This is a genomic window from Georgenia sp. M64 (genome assembly GCF_038049925.1).
Taxonomy (GTDB): Bacteria; Actinomycetota; Actinomycetes; order Actinomycetales; family Actinomycetaceae; genus Georgenia.
The window spans coordinates 3,635,349-3,649,185 of sequence record NZ_CP145809.1 but is presented as its reverse complement, the minus strand read 5'-3'; the positions used below and the strand labels follow the sequence as shown (position 1 = coordinate 3,649,185).

Here is a 13,837-nt window from a genome sequence, read left to right as displayed (position 1 = left end):
CCCGCGACCCCCGGCCCCGAACCGGGGGTCGCGGTCTGTTCGGCCCAGCACCGCCGGAGACCGCTGCTACGGGAGGGCGAGGTCCCAGAGAGCGCGCGCGGCGCCGGCGGCCGCTGCGGCGTGCCCGGCGGCGCTGAGGTGGACCCCGTCGTCGGTGCAGCCGGGTAGCCATCGTCCGTCGGCGCCGACAGCGGCCGCGAGGTCGACGACCCCGGTGAGGGGCTCCGGCAGGGTGCGCACCCAGTCGTTGACCCGCTCGCGCACCGCGAGCCCGGCGTCGGGCCGCTGCCCCGCGGTGGTCCGCCACCCGTCCGAGGACAGCGTCACCGGCGGCAGCGTGCAGGCGACCACCGGGCGCCCGGCACCGCTGAGGAGGCGCCAGAGCGCCGTGAGGCGCCGCTGCATCTCGGGCAGGTCCGGTCCGCCGCCCTGCAGGTCGTTGGTGCCCAGGGCGGCGACGGCGAGGGTCGGGTCGGTCCAGCGCAGCAACGTGAGCCGGTCGGCGAGACCGTCGGGTGTGGACGCGCCCAGCGCCGTGGCGCCGCTGACCGAGAGGTTGACGTGGGGGATCCGGGACGGCTCCAGGGCACGCCGCACCCAGCCGCGGTGCCGGGCGGAGCCGCGGACGTCGCCGAAGCCGACCGCGTTGGAGTCGCCGGCCACGACGACAACGGGTGCCGTCGCCGCACCCTCGCCGAGGACCTGCCACGGCCCATATCCGTGCCGGGGCGGCGCGCCGGGGCCGGACGCCTCGACCTGCTCGCCGGCAAGGACGTCCGGCTCTGGGCCGAGCGGGATGCGACCACCGGCCTGGACGGTCGCCGTCGTCCGCGACGTCAGCACCTCACCGGCGGTGACGACGACGCGCACGGGGTCGGACAGGACGACCGCCCCCGGCGCCAGCAGCGCCGACTCCCCACCGTCGAACCGGACCGGCACGGATCGGCCCCCAGGACGGGCGAGCCCGGCCCGGACCTCGATGGGGTCCGGGCCGGGCTCGTCGTGGCCGAGTCGGTTGTGACGGTTGGCGAAGACCAGACGCAGCCCGGCGGCGTCCTCGAGCACCTCGTGGTGGAGGGTCGTCGTGATCGACGTCGCCCGGCCGTCGGTGAGGTTGTCCGGCTCGGCGACCCGCACGAGGAGGTGGACGTTCGTGCCCACCGGGCGCAGCGTCATCAGCCCTTCAGGCCGCCGGCGAAGCCCTGGATGATGTGCCTCTGGAGGAAGAAGTACACGATGAGCACCGGCAGGGCCGCCACCACCATGCCCGCGAAGATGAGGCCCCACTCGCTGGCGAACTCGCCCTGGAAGGAGAACACCGCCACCGGCAGCGTCCGGTTGTCGGTGCCGGCCAGGTAGAGCAGCGGGGTGAGGAAGTCGTTCCAGGTGTTGATGGTGTTGACGATGATCACCGTGCCGGTGACCGGCCGCAGCAGCGGGAAGACCACCCGGGAGTAGGTCTGCCACCAGCTCGCGCCGTCGATCTTCGCGGCCTCCTCGAAGGTGGGGGACTGCGTCTTGAGGAACCCGGTGTAGAGGAAGACCGTCATCGGCATGAGTGAGCCGACGTAGAAGATCATCAGGGAGGCGTGGGACTGCAGCAGCCCCGCGTCGCGCATGAGCATGTACAGCGGCACCATGCCCAGCTGGCCGGGGATCATCATCCCCAGGAGGAACAGCATGAGCTTGGGCCCGGACGTCCGGCGGCTGCCGCGGACGATGGCGTAGGCCGCCATGGAGCCGACGAGGATGGCGACGGTGATGCTCACGGTCGTGATGAGGAGGCTGTTGATCATGGCGCGGCCGATGGCCGCCTCGGTCCACGCCGTCGCGTAGTTGCCCAGGAACACCGACGCCGGCGGGGTCACCGTCGACGCCGCGATCTCCGACGTCGTCTTGAACGACATCGAGACCATGATGTAGAGCGGGAAGAGGTAGGCGATGGTGATCGGCACCATGACGATCTCGAGCAGCGGCCGGCCGTAGCCGTACCGACGGCGCCGGGCCGGCCGGTGCTCGGTCGTGGACGGGGCCGGGATCGGGGCCTGGCTCAGGGTCGCGGTCATGCCTCGACCTCCCCTCTGCGGGTGACGGAGATCTGGAGGAAGACGATGAAGGCCACGATCATCGTCAGGACCAGGGCGATCGCCGAGCCGTAGCCGTACTCGCCGTAGACGAACGCCTCGCGGTACATGATCAGCGACAAGGTCTGGGTGGAGACCCCGGGGCCGCCACCGGTCATGACGAAGACCTGGTCGAAGAGCTTGAGCGACGACGTCATGGTCAGAGCGGTCACGATCGTGGTCGCCTGCCCGAGGAGCGGGCGGGTCACGGACCAGAACCGGCGCACCGGGCCGGCGCCGTCGAGCGCGGCCGCCTCGTACAGCTCCTCGGGGATCCCCTGCAGGCCGGCGAGGAAGATGACCATCGACATCCCGACGTGGTGCCAGATGACGCTGGCGATGATCGCCCACAGGGCGATGTCGGCGTTGCCCAGCCAGCTCTGGCGCAGGGCCTCCAGGCCCAGCCCGTCCAGGACCGTGTCGAGCGGGCCGTTCGGGGTGTAGATGTACTGCCAGAGGAGACCGGTGATGACCGGCGGCAGCATCATGGGCGCGAAGAACAGGGTGCGCAGGAGGTTGCGGCCGCGGATCGCCGAGCTCAGCGCGAGGGCGAGCAGGAGACCGAGGCCCGTCTGGGCCACGGTGAGGCTCACCGCGATGAGGAGGGTGTTGCGCAGGGAGGCGATCGCCGCCTCGTCGGCGAGCAGCCGGCGGAAGTTCTCCAGCCCGGTCCAGCCGGCGTCGGCGCCGCCGCGCCAGTCGGTGAACGCGTACAGGCCACCGGCGACCGAGGGGTAGAGCACCACCACGAGGTAGAAGGCCAGTGCCGGCAGGAGGAACCACTGGGGCACCAGGCGCAGGTGGCCGGCCCGCCGCGGCCGGCCGGGTGCCCCGGAGGGGGACCGCACGGCGGCGGCCCCCCTCACGGCGAGCGTCGTGCTCACGACATGCTCTCCTCGTAGGCGGCGTCGAGGGCGGCGAGGAGGTCGTCGATGCTCTTGGAGCCGTCGACCACCTGCTGGCCGGTCTCCATCAGCGCCACCGCGACCTGCCCGCCGGGCCACACGTGGTTGGCGAACGGCGTGGTGCGGCCCTCGGAGAGGAAGGGCTGGACCGTCTCGTTGAGCGCGTTGTCCACGGGCTCGGCGTTGGTCAGCGCCGGGATGGCGCCGGTGTCGGCGGCCCAGGCGGCGGTGCGCTCGGGCTCGGCGATGTAGTCGAGGAAGGCCAGCGCCGCGGCCTCGTTCTCCGCGTCGCCGTTGACGACGAGGTAGTCCGGGGTGAAGGGGATGTGCGTCTCGGCGGCGTCGTCGGTCGCCGGGATCGCGAAGGAACCCATGCGGTCCTCCCCGCCGGACATGAAGCCGGCGAGGACCGGGGAGGCGGCGGAGGGCATGACCACGATCGCGGCCTCGCCGTTGCCCACGGACTGCATGGCCGGGTCGCCCGGCATCCCGAGCGGGTCGGGGGTGGTGTAGCCGTCCTCGATGAGCCCGAAGAACAGCTCGAACGTTTCGCGCCACCCCTCGGACTCGGCGAAGGAGGTCTCGCCGGCCTCGAGCTGCTCGTAGAAGTCGGGCTCCTGGCCGTTGACGAGCGTCGCGGACAGCGCGTACGGCAGGAACTGGATGATGTAGTTGTCCGCCAGGCCCAGCGCCAGCGGGACCTTGCCGGCCGCCTTGAGCTGGTCGGCGACCTCGATGAACTCCGACCACGTGGTGGGCGGCTCCACCCCGACCTCCTCGAAGACGTCCTTGTTGTAGAACGCGAGGATCGCCTGGCCGTAGGTGGGGAACGCGTAGGTGGCGCCGTCGAGCACCTGCAGCGGCGCGAACGACTCGGGCACGTACTGCGCCCACTCCTGGTCGGAGAGGTCCCGCAGTGCGCCCTCCGTGGCGAGGTTGAGCACGGACGACGGCGCGGCGTAGCCCGGGGCGGAGCGGAAGAGGTCCGGCGCGGTGCCGGAGGTGATCTGGATCCGCAGCTGCTCGCCCAGGGCGCCCGCCTCGGCGAACGTGCCGTCGATGGACACGCCCGTCTCGGCCTCGAAGTCGTCCATGAACAGCTCGAGGCCACGCTCGCTCGTCGTGGCCAGGGCGAGGGTGCCGCCGAGCTCGGCGGTCTCGGACCCACCGCCCGCGGTGGTGCCCGCCGCGCCCGGCTCGTTGCCGCTGCTGCCCGCGCAGGCCGCGAGCAGTGTCACGGTCAGGGCGGCGCTCGCCGTCGCGATGCCGCGACGCCTGTTCAGTACACGCATGATGGTCCTCGGATCCTTCTCGTCGTTGAGTGACTGTCTGGGGGGCGTGCGGGGTTGGCCGGTACGCGCAGTCAACGACTAAAGGGCTTTAGTTGTCAAGGGGCTCGCCGTTCGCCGTGCAGGTTCCACGCTCAGCGGACCGGTGCCGGACCGGTGCTCTGGCGGGCGACGAGCGTCGTCGTGGTCCCCTGCAGGCTGCGCGGGGCGCCCCCGTCGATCGTGCGCACGAGCTCCTGCGCGGCGAGCCGCCCGTACCCCGCGATGTCGCGGTGCAGGGCCGTGAGCGAGGGGCGCAGGAGGGTGGCGGCCGCGCCGTCGTCCCAGGCGAGGACCGAGATGTCGCCCGGGACGGACATGCCCAGCTGGGCGAGGTTGGCGGTGAGCTGCACCGCCACCTCGAGGTCCTCGACGATGACGGCGGTGAGGGGGTCGGTGCCGCGCCGGGCGAGGTCCCGGATCTCCTCCGCCCCGTGCTGGTCGTGGGTGAGGGTGCGCTGCTCGGTCCGCATGGCGTGCGCGGCGAGCGCGTCGCGGTAGGCCCGCTCGCGGATCGCGTAGTGCAGGAGGTGCGAGTCGCCGCTCATGCGGCCGACGTTGCGGTGGCCCAGCCCGGCGAGGTGCTCGACGGCGAGTGTGGTGGCGGCGGCGTCGTCGGTCCAGACGCAGCCCAGCGCCGAGCGGTCGCGCACGTCGCCGACGACGACGGCGGGCAGGTCCAGGGACTCCAGTGCGGCGAGCCGCGGGTCGTCGGTCTCGGGATTGATGACGAGCACGCCGTCCACGCGGCGTTCGCCGAGCCAGCGGTCGTACAGCGCCGACTCGGCCTCCAGGTCCGCGACCGTGTGGAGGATGAGGAGGACGTCGCGCTCGGCGAGCTCGGCCTGGACGCCGGCGAGGAAGTGCCCGCCGAAGCTCGCCGACCACAGTGGCTGCTCCGGCTCGCGGATGGTGACCACGCCGATCGCGCCCGACCGCGCGGTCGAGAGGGCGTGGGCGGCATAGTTCGGCCGCCAGTTCGCCTCCTTGGCGACGGCGAGGATGCGCTCGCGCGTCTCCGGCGAGATCCCGGGCCGGCCGTTGAGGGCGAAGGAGACCGCCGACGGGGAGACCTGCGCCCGCGCTGCGATGTCGGCGATCGTCAGCCGTCGCGGCCGGCCGGCCGGACCGTCCGTGGTGGGCGGGCTCGCAGTGGTCTCCATGGACGCAGCGTAACGACGCGCCGTCTGTGGACGGGCCGCGACGGCCTGACGTCACTAAACCGCTTTACATCCTGTGGTCGCCCGGGCTACGCTCGTCCGGTGGGTGCCGTTCGCGGGGCTGGCCGGCTCATCGACACTTCCTCCCCACACCAGCGGAGCACACCCGTGAACACCCCAGCCCCGGCGCCCCGCGCGCCCGAGCCCACCTCCACCGACCTCGGCGGACGGTGGACGTGCCGCGCCCTCGCCGGTCCGGTCCCCGCCGAGCTGGCGGACCGCCTGCGGGCGGGAATCCCTGGCACGGTGCCCGGCGTCGTCCACCTCGACCTCCTCGCGGCCGGTCTCATCCCGGACCCGTACGTCGGTGAGAACGAGGCTCGGCTCACCTGGGTCGGGCGCACCGACTGGGAGTACTCCCGCAGCTTCGAGCACGTCCCCGACGGGCACGACCGCCACGAGCTGGTCGCCGCGGGCCTGGACACCGTCGCGACGATCTGGCTCAACGACGCCGAGGTGGGCCGGACGCAGAACCACCACCGTGGCTACCGGTTCGACGTCGCTCACCTGCTCCGGCCCGGGACCAACCACGTGCGCGTCGTCATCACCTCCGCCCTGGAGGAGGCGGAGCGGCGCGAGGCGGAGCTGGGCGCGCGGCCGCACTCCAACCCGCACCCCTTCAACGCGCTGCGCAAGCCGGCCTACGCCTTCGGCTGGGACTGGGGGCCGGAGCTCGTCACCGCCGGGATCTGGCGCACGATCCGCCTCGAGGGCCGCTCCACCGCTCGCCTCTCCGCCGTCCGCCCGCTGACGTCCTACGGCGCCGACGGCGCCCGGCTGGACCTCCGGGCAGAGATCGACCAGCCCGCTCCGGGCCACACCATCACCGTCGAGGTCCGCGGGACCGGCGAGGCGGGTGACGCCACCAGCGCGGTCCTCGTCTCCGCGACGACGGGCGCCGGTGTGGGGGAGACCCAGGTCGAGCTGGCTGTGCCGGGCGCCGCACCGTGGTGGCCGCGCAGCCACGGCGGGCAGCCCCTCTACCCCGTCACCGTCACCCTCGCCGGTCCCGACGGCGCTGTCGTGGACGTGTGGACCGGACGTGTGGGCTTCCGCACCGTCACCATCGACACCAGCCCCGACGACGTCGGGAACGGCTTCGTGATCCGGGTCAACGGCACGGATGTCTACGTCCGTGGCGCGAACTGGATCCCCGACGACACCTACCTGCCGCGGGTCGACCGCGCGTCCCTCGCCGCCTCCCTGGCCGACGCCGTCGAGGCGAACATGAACCTGTTGCGGGTCTGGGGCGGGGGCATCTACGAGTCCGACGACTTCTACGGCCTGTGCGACGAGCTCGGCCTCCTGGTCTGGCAGGACTTCACCCTGGCCTGCGCCGCCTACTCCGAGGACGCGTCCCTGGCGGAGGAGCTGGAGGCCGAGGCACGGGAGGCCGTGACGCGGTTGTGCGCCCACCCGTCCCTCGCCCTGCTCAACGGCGGCAACGAGAACATCTGGGGCTGGGCCGACTGGGGCTGGCGCGCCGCCCTGCGCGGCGCGACCTGGGGCGAGGGCTACTACACGCGGCTCCTCCCCGATGTCGTGGCCGAGCTCGCCCCCGGTGTCCCGTACTGCGAGGGCAGCCCCTACTCGTTCGACCGGTACCTCCACCCCAACGACGACGTCAACGGCACCATGCACATCTGGGACGTCTGGAACCGTCGCGACTACACCGCCTACCGCGACTACCGCCCCCGGTTCGTCTCGGAGTTCGGCTTCCAGGGCCCTCCGGCGTTCTCGACGCTGGAGTCGGTCGTGCGGGACGAGCCCCGCTCGCCCCACGGCCCGCAGATGCTCGTCCACCAGAAGGCCGAGGACGGCAACGGCAAGCTCGAGCGCGGGCTGGGGGATCACCTGCCGCTGCCGGCCGACTACGTCGACTGGCACTGGGCCACCCAGCTCAACCAGGCGCGGGCCGTGCGGTACGGCATCGAGCACTTCCGCTCGCTCGCGCCGTACAACACCGGTGCGGTGATGTGGCAGCTCAACGACTGCTGGCCGGTGGTCTCCTGGGCGGCGGTCGACTCCCACAGGATCCGCAAGCCCCTGTGGTTCGCCCTGCGGGAGGTCTTCGCCGACCGGCTGGTCACCGTCCAGTCGCGTGACGGCTCGCCCGCCGTCGTCCTGCACAACGAGACCGACGAGCCGTGGCGCGCCGCGGTGACCGTACGGCGGCTGCGTCTCGACGGCGCGACCCTCGCCGTCGCCGAGATGCCGGCCGAGGTGGGTCCCCGGGGCAGTGCCACACTCCCGCTACCGCCCGCCCTCACGGTCGCCGCCGACCCCACCGCCGAGGTCCTCGTGGCCGACGCGGCCACCGGGGAGCGGGGCCTGTGGTACTTCGCCGAGGACACCTGTCTGGCCCTGTCCGCCGACGCCGCCGAGGTCTCCGCGGAACCGGCTGAGGGCGGGTACGTCGTGCGGGTCCGTGCGCGCGCCCTGGTCAAGGACCTCACCCTGCTCGTCGACCATGCGGACCCCGGCGCCACCGTCGACCGTGCCCTCGTCACCCTGCTGCCGGGCGAGAGCGCCGAGCTGCGCGTCCGCAGCAGCGCGCGGCTCGACCCGGCGGCCCTGACCACGCGTCCGGTGCTGCGGACGGCGAACGACCTCGTCGCCGCTCCGTCGGCGACCGAGGTGGCCCCGGAGGTCGTGGCAGCAGCTTCCGTGCGCGAGACGGCCGAGGTGTCCGTCGGCGGAGGTCTGTGACGGAAGGCCGGCACGGCCATCCGACGTCCCTCGTGCTCAGGCACGGTGGCCGCCGGAGGCGTCAGCGGACCGAGGCGACCTCGGTCATCGTGCCGGTACGCGCGGCGACGAGCAGGGCCTCGGTGGCGGCGACCGCGGCCGCCGCGTCACCGCCCGGACCGAGGTTCTCCCCGCGGCCCAGGACCAGGTCGACGAACGCCCGGACCGGCTCACCCGCGCGGTAGGCGGGCTCGTGCTGGCCCGGCTCGCGCACCACCTGGCTGCCGTCAGCCCGGTGCAGGATGACCCTCGCGCGGTGGAGGTCCTGCTCCACCACGCCGTCGGTGCCGAGGTAGCGCACGTGCTGGCGGGCGGGCAGGTGCGCACCCGTCGCCCCGGAGGAGACGGCGACGCCGGTGGCGCCGCCCCGCAGCCGGAAGGCGGCGACGTCGTCGACGTCGACCGAGAGCCCATGGTGCTCGGTGAACGCGCACACCTGGGCCACCTCGTCGCCCGTCACCCAGCACAGCATGCCGAGCGCGTGGGTGAGCTGGGTGTGTGCCTGCCCCCCGCCGTTCGCCGCGGAGTAGGCCTCCGGGTGCTGGCCGGCGACGGTCCGGGCAGGGTGCTCCGCCTCGGCCGCGGCGTAGAGCGCGCCCGCCCGGGAGGCGAACTCCACGGTCACCTGGACCAGCCGCCCGATCTGCGTGCGGACCGCCTCCCGGGCGAAGAACGCGCCGGGCTCGAACTGGTGGGTGTAGCCCACGCTCAGGTGGACCGCCGCGGCCTCGGCGCGCCGCAGCAGGTCCACGGCATCGGCCCGGGTGAGGGTCATCGGCTTCTCGACGAACGTGTGCAGGCCGGCGTCGAGGGCGGTGGCCGCGGCCGCGTGGTGCGCGGCGCTCGGGGTGGCGACGACGACGGCGTCGAGCCCGCCCGCCTCCACGGCCTCGGCGACCGTGGTGAACGTCCGGGCGCCGGCGGGGCCGGCGAGCGCCGCGGCCCGTTCCGGCACCGGGTCGCACACGGCGACGACGCGCGCGTCCGGGTGCGCGAGGAGGGCGGGGAGGTGGTGGGTTCCGGCCCACCAGCCCGCGCCGACGACGGCCAGCCGCACCGGCGCGGTCATCCGAAGCCCGCCGCACGCTTGTCGGTCCCGGCGCCGGGGACGTCGGTCACGGTCGGCACGACCGCCGGCGCGCCGGCTCCCACGAGCACCTCGGCGAGGACGTTCGGCCCCAGGGCGGAGAGCAGGTGCAGCGCCCACGGGTGCATCGCGGCGTTGTGCGGGGCGAACGTCACCCCGCGGCGCACGGCCACCTCCCCGAGCGTCCGTGCGACGCCGAGGCCGCCGCACCAGGTGACGTCGCTCTGCAGCACGTCCACGCAGCGGCCCTCGAGGAGGGCCAGCCCCTCCGTCAGACCGAAGGCGTGCTCCCCGGCGGCCACGCCCACCGGGCCGAGGCGGGCGCGCAGCTCCGCGTGCCCGGCGAGGTCGTCCCGGGCGAGCGGCTCCTCGACCCAGCCGAGCCCCAGCCCGGCGGCCTCCGCGGCGAACCGCAGGACGTAGGGCACGTCCCACGACATGAAGCAGTCGACCGCCAGCGGGATGTGCCCGGGGACGAGGCGGCGCACCTCGGCGAGCCGATCGAGGTTGTCCCGCAGGTGCGCGGGGCCGTCGGCGGGACCGTACGCCATGGGCACCTTGACGTACCGGGCGCCGGCGAGCAGGTCGGCGTCGACCTCGGCGAGGGTGTCGGGATGCGGGGCGGTGACGTAGTACGGCAACGGGCCGGACCGGCCGCCGAGGAGGCGGTGGAGGGGCGCTCCCAGCGACCGCGCCTGGAGGTCCCACAGGGCGAGCTCGACGGCGGAGACGGCCATGGCCGCGCCTCCGCCGGCGGCGTAGGGCTCGGCCGCGCGGCGCAGCTGCTCGGCCGCCGCGGCGGGGCCCGTGCCGGTGCGGGGCAGGAGGGTGACCAGGTGGTCCACGACGGCCTCGACGGCCGTGCCGCCGCGGGTCTGCCCGATGCCGAACACCTCCGGGTCGTCGGTGCCGAGGTAGAGCCAGACGAGGTCGCTGCCCGGCCCGCGCCAGCTGGAGCGGCGCTCGGCGAACGCGGGGTAGGGGGACATCGGGGTGGAGATCCGGCTCTCGTCCAGCCACGTGCCCGCCGAGAACGGTGCGGTGCGCACCATGACGTCGGTGATGCGCAGGCTCATCGTTCCTCCCAGGCCAGGGTCAGGGTGCCGGTCACACCGGTCAGGTGCCGTGCCGCCGCGCCGGACGCCCGTCGCACGTCGTCGGCGGTGGCGAGCTCGTCGAGATCGAACGGGACGTCGTCGACGTCGACCCGCACCTCGGCCGCCGACGGCGGAAGCAGGAGGGTGACGGTGGCGTCCACCAGCCCGGTCACCCGCATCGCCCGGGTCATGTGCGCGGGGTACGGCGCGATCTCCCGGCAGCGCAGCACCCCGGCCGTGGCCTGGTCGACGAGCACCCGGCACTCGGCGCGGAAGGACTTGGGCAGCTGGTAGGTGGCCGTCGCGCCGTCGTACCAGCACTCCTGGTGGTTGAGCAGCGGCGCCCCGGCCGGCAGGGCCAGGCTCAGCCGCGTGGTGGTGTCCGGCAGGTAGCCGGTGAACCAGTAGGCGCCGGCCGAACGGTGCACGGCGTGCACGGCGCGCCCGGCGGCCGGCGTGCGCAGCTCGTGAGCGACGTGCAGCCCACCTCGGCGGAGCAGGTCGCGCAGGAGGGCGGCGGGGTCGGCGAGGGCGGCACGGTCGTGGGGGACGTGCGCACGGCGGCCCTGGGCGTCCGGGTCGGCGTACCGGAACGGCGAAGAGCCGCGCACCCACCGGACCTCACCGGCCCCGAGAGGACGCGCCGTGGCGTAGGCGCGGGCCTGGCCGGCGGGCCCGGGGGCCATGCGGGCCGGGCGGGCGGGCCTGCGGTCCGTCACCGAGGCGAGGACCTGCGTGCCGGGCGCCGCGACCTCCCGGACCGGGCCGCCGGAGAGGTGGGGCACGTGGCGGACGGTCGTCGGCAGCGCACCGCCGGGCACGACGTCGGAGCCGAGCGTCGAGACCAGGGTGAGGTCGCCATCGAGGCCGTCGAGACCGTTGTCGTCGACCGCGACGCCGAGCAGCCCCCGGGCCGCCGACGAGGCACCGTCGAGCGCGCCGTAGGCGATCAGGGTGCCGCCGCCGCGGACGTGCCCGGCCAGCACCCGCGCCACCGGCTCGCTCAGTGCGCCGACCGGGACCACGAGTGTGCGCCCGGCGAGCGCCCCCGCGGCCATCGCCCCGGCGAGGTCGTCGGTGGAGACGACCGTGTTCAGGGGCAGCCCGGCGTTGATCGCCGCGGTGAGGTACCAGTCCTCGAAGTGCGGGCGGCCGATCGTCGTCGGGTCCGCGGCCATCGCCTCGTGGTACTCCCGGAACGGGTAGACCCACACCACCGGCCCGGCCTCGTCAGGCAGCGCCTCGAGCGCGGTGGCGACGTGCGTGCCGACCTCCCGGCCACACCGTTCGTCCAGGACGCCGTGCGCGGTGTCCACCGTCAGGACGTTGACCTCCGACGCCGGCTCCACGGAGCCGTCCGCCCGGAGCCGGGCCACCGCGAGGGGGAGGTAGATGTCGAACGGCTCGCGGTGGTAGAAGTCCCACCACGGCTGCTGCCAGAACCACGGGTCGTTGGCGTAGAACCGGAACCGGAAGCCCTGCGCGCCGGCCGGGAGCACGGCCACCCGCGACATCAGCCCGGACAGCTCGATGCCGAAGTCCTCGTTGAGTGGACCCCACGGCGAGTTCGGCGGCGGGGACTCGAGGTAGCCGCGCTCGTAGACCTCCAGCGCCGGCACGGAGTCGGCGCCGATGTCGATGCCCGCGGTGTGGTTCGTCCCGCGCACCTGGACGGGGTAGGTCAGGTGCGCGGTGAGGTCGGCCCAGAACCCCAGCGCCCACTCGCGGAGCTCGCCAGTGCGCTCGGGCCGGAACCGGGCGCCGTCGAAGGACTCGCCCAGCTCGGACCACGCGTAGGAGCTGAACCCGAAGCCGTTGGACAGCCACAGGTAGTCGAACCCCAGCGCCCGGAGGTAGTCCTCGGACTGCCTGCCGAGGAGCTCCCCGAAGCTCGTCCCGGCGGGGATCCCCGCGGGGAACGCGGCGTAGGGCCGGTCGTCACCCTCGAGGACGGAGAAGTGCCGGACCATCGCGATGATCGGCCCGATCCCCACGTCCTCCCCGCGCGCCACCACCTCGGGGTGGCGGGTGAACTTGAAGTCCGACGGCGCGAACTCGGGGCCGGGGTCGAACGTGGCGCCCACCCGGGTGGGGATGCCCGCCTCGGCGCCGGCTGCCTTGATGGCGGCGACGACGCGCGCGACGTCGGCGTAGGTGATCGGTCCGGTGCCGGCGCGGTAGGGGATGGCCACCCGCTCGGGCTCCTTCTCCTCGCCGTAGGCGCTCGCGGCGGTGTTGTTGAACCCGATGAAGCGGGCCCATTCGAGCTCGTCGGTGAGGTCGCCTGCCCAGTCGAGGATCTCGCTGCCGTCGGAGACCCACAGCAGCACGGAGCACTCCTGCGCCGTGGCGAGCAGGGTGCGCCACTGGTCGAACAGGGTGCGCACCGTGTCGGTGACCGCGGCGTCGTCGAAGGAGGGGAAGGGCTTGAGGGAGACCTCGAGGTTGGCGCGGCGCAGGGGCCGGGCGATGGCGGGGCGCGCGGAAGAGGTGGTCACGACAGCTCGGTCTCCTCACCGAGTCGGGCGCCGAGCGCCGCGGCGGCGCTCTGCAGGGCTGCGCGGCACTCGGCGATGTGGGCGTCGTCGAAGCGCCGGGAGGGTCCCGAGACCGACAGGGCCGCCACCACCTCGCCGAGACGTGAGCGCACCGGCACCGCCACGCACCGGATCCCGAGGATGTACTCCCCGTCGTCCTCGGCGTAGCCGCGCTCGCGGGCCTCGGACAGGTGCTGCTCGAGGGTCGGGACGTCGGGCAGGGTCGTCTCGGTGAACCGCTCGAGGCCGTCGGGGTAGAGGGCCTCGACGGCGTCGTCGGGCAGGCCGGTCAGCAGCGCCTTGCCCAGGCCCGTGGCGTGGCAGGGCAGTCGCGCGCCGACCCGCTGGTCGAAGACGAGCGTGTGCGGGCCGAGGGCCTTGGCGATGCACACCTGGTCGCTGCCCGAGCGCACGGCCAGGCGCACGGTCTCACCGATCTCGTCGCGCACCCGGTCCATGAAGGGCCGAGCCCGCTGGCTCAGGGTCTGGGCGAGGTCGTACGCCTGGCCCACCTCCCAGGCGCGCAGCCCGAGCGTCAGGCGCAGGGTCTGCGGGTCGCGCTCGACCCAGCCCAGCTCGACGAGCGCCGAGATGACGTGGTGCACGCTCGACTTGGGCAGGCCGAGCCGGGCGGCCACCTCGGTCAGGGTGAGCGACTCGCCCGCGTCGGCGAGGAGCTCGAGGACGCGCAGCGCGCGCACCGCCGCGGGCGCGGCGAAGCGCGGGGACGACTCGTCGGACATGCTGTTCCAAACGCAGAACGGAGGTTGCGGGTTTTGAACGGAACCTACT

10 protein-coding genes are annotated in these 13,837 nt (G+C 73.8%); 1 reads left to right on the top strand and 9 read right to left on the bottom strand.

What is annotated here, in order from left to right; all coding sequences use genetic code 11:
• Positions 1–66: 66 nt before the first annotated feature.
• The 5 genes from AAEM63_RS16180 to AAEM63_RS16160 form a co-directional block, all read right to left on the bottom strand.
• Positions 67–1,176, bottom strand: coding sequence for an SGNH/GDSL hydrolase family protein (locus AAEM63_RS16180; protein WP_341359255.1), 1,110 nt, complete (start codon positions 1,174–1,176; stop codon positions 67–69).
• Positions 1,176–2,066 carry a carbohydrate ABC transporter permease gene (locus tag AAEM63_RS16175; RefSeq protein ID WP_341359254.1) on the bottom strand — a complete coding sequence of 297 codons (891 nt, stop codon included), beginning with the start codon at positions 2,064–2,066 and terminating at the stop codon, positions 1,176–1,178. The genes AAEM63_RS16180 and AAEM63_RS16175 overlap by 1 nt, the downstream gene beginning before the upstream one ends.
• Complete coding sequence (locus tag AAEM63_RS16170; protein ID WP_341359253.1) at positions 2,063–3,007, bottom strand: sugar ABC transporter permease; 945 nt, start codon at positions 3,005–3,007, stop codon at positions 2,063–2,065. The genes AAEM63_RS16175 and AAEM63_RS16170 overlap by 4 nt, the downstream gene beginning before the upstream one ends.
• Positions 3,004–4,320, bottom strand: a complete 1,317-nt coding sequence (locus AAEM63_RS16165) for an ABC transporter substrate-binding protein (protein WP_123914711.1) — start codon at positions 4,318–4,320, stop codon at positions 3,004–3,006. The genes AAEM63_RS16170 and AAEM63_RS16165 overlap by 4 nt, the downstream gene beginning before the upstream one ends.
• A 131-nt stretch (positions 4,321–4,451) precedes the next feature.
• Positions 4,452–5,519, bottom strand: coding sequence for a LacI family DNA-binding transcriptional regulator (locus tag AAEM63_RS16160; protein ID WP_341359252.1), 1,068 nt, complete (start codon positions 5,517–5,519; stop codon positions 4,452–4,454).
• Between the two features lie 165 nt (positions 5,520–5,684).
• On the opposite strand from AAEM63_RS16160, the gene AAEM63_RS16155 reads away from it, so the two are divergent.
• Positions 5,685–8,285 (top strand): glycoside hydrolase family 2 protein, encoded by a 2,601-nt coding sequence (locus AAEM63_RS16155; protein WP_341359251.1) that lies wholly within the window; start codon positions 5,685–5,687, stop codon positions 8,283–8,285.
• Positions 8,286–8,346: 61 nt separating this feature from the next.
• Here AAEM63_RS16155 and AAEM63_RS16150 read toward each other — a convergent pair whose 3' ends face one another.
• From AAEM63_RS16150 to AAEM63_RS16135, 4 genes are read right to left on the bottom strand one after another with little or no spacing between them, the layout of a single operon-like run.
• The gene (locus AAEM63_RS16150; protein ID WP_341359250.1) at positions 8,347–9,393 is read right to left on the bottom strand and encodes a Gfo/Idh/MocA family oxidoreductase; all 1,047 of its coding nucleotides are present in this window, start codon (positions 9,391–9,393) and stop codon (positions 8,347–8,349) included.
• Positions 9,390–10,487 (bottom strand): enolase C-terminal domain-like protein, encoded by a 1,098-nt coding sequence (locus AAEM63_RS16145; RefSeq protein ID WP_341359249.1) that lies wholly within the window; start codon positions 10,485–10,487, stop codon positions 9,390–9,392. The genes AAEM63_RS16150 and AAEM63_RS16145 overlap by 4 nt, the downstream gene beginning before the upstream one ends.
• Positions 10,484–13,006 carry a hypothetical protein gene (locus AAEM63_RS16140; protein ID WP_341359248.1) on the bottom strand — a complete coding sequence of 841 codons (2,523 nt, stop codon included), beginning with the start codon at positions 13,004–13,006 and terminating at the stop codon, positions 10,484–10,486. Before AAEM63_RS16140 ends, AAEM63_RS16145 begins: the two co-directional genes overlap by 4 nt.
• On the bottom strand, positions 13,003–13,788 hold the full coding sequence (locus tag AAEM63_RS16135; RefSeq protein WP_341359247.1) for an IclR family transcriptional regulator: 786 nt from the start codon (positions 13,786–13,788) through the stop codon (positions 13,003–13,005). The genes AAEM63_RS16140 and AAEM63_RS16135 overlap by 4 nt, the downstream gene beginning before the upstream one ends.
• Positions 13,789–13,837: the final 49 nt, after the last annotated feature.

Coding starts and splice junctions, on each gene's coding strand:
- AAEM63_RS16180 (WP_341359255.1), bottom strand. CDS start 1,176: ATGACGCTGCGCCCGGTGGGCACGAACGTCCACCTCCTCGTGCGGGTC.
- AAEM63_RS16175 (WP_341359254.1), bottom strand. CDS start 2,066: ATGACCGCGACCCTGAGCCAGGCCCCGATCCCGGCCCCGTCCACGACC.
- AAEM63_RS16165 (WP_123914711.1), bottom strand. CDS start 4,320: ATGCGTGTACTGAACAGGCGTCGCGGCATCGCGACGGCGAGCGCCGCC.
- AAEM63_RS16160 (WP_341359252.1), bottom strand. CDS start 5,519: ATGGAGACCACTGCGAGCCCGCCCACCACGGACGGTCCGGCCGGCCGG.
- AAEM63_RS16150 (WP_341359250.1), bottom strand. CDS start 9,393: ATGACCGCGCCGGTGCGGCTGGCCGTCGTCGGCGCGGGCTGGTGGGCC.
- AAEM63_RS16145 (WP_341359249.1), bottom strand. CDS start 10,487: ATGAGCCTGCGCATCACCGACGTCATGGTGCGCACCGCACCGTTCTCG.
- AAEM63_RS16135 (WP_341359247.1), bottom strand. CDS start 13,788: ATGTCCGACGAGTCGTCCCCGCGCTTCGCCGCGCCCGCGGCGGTGCGC.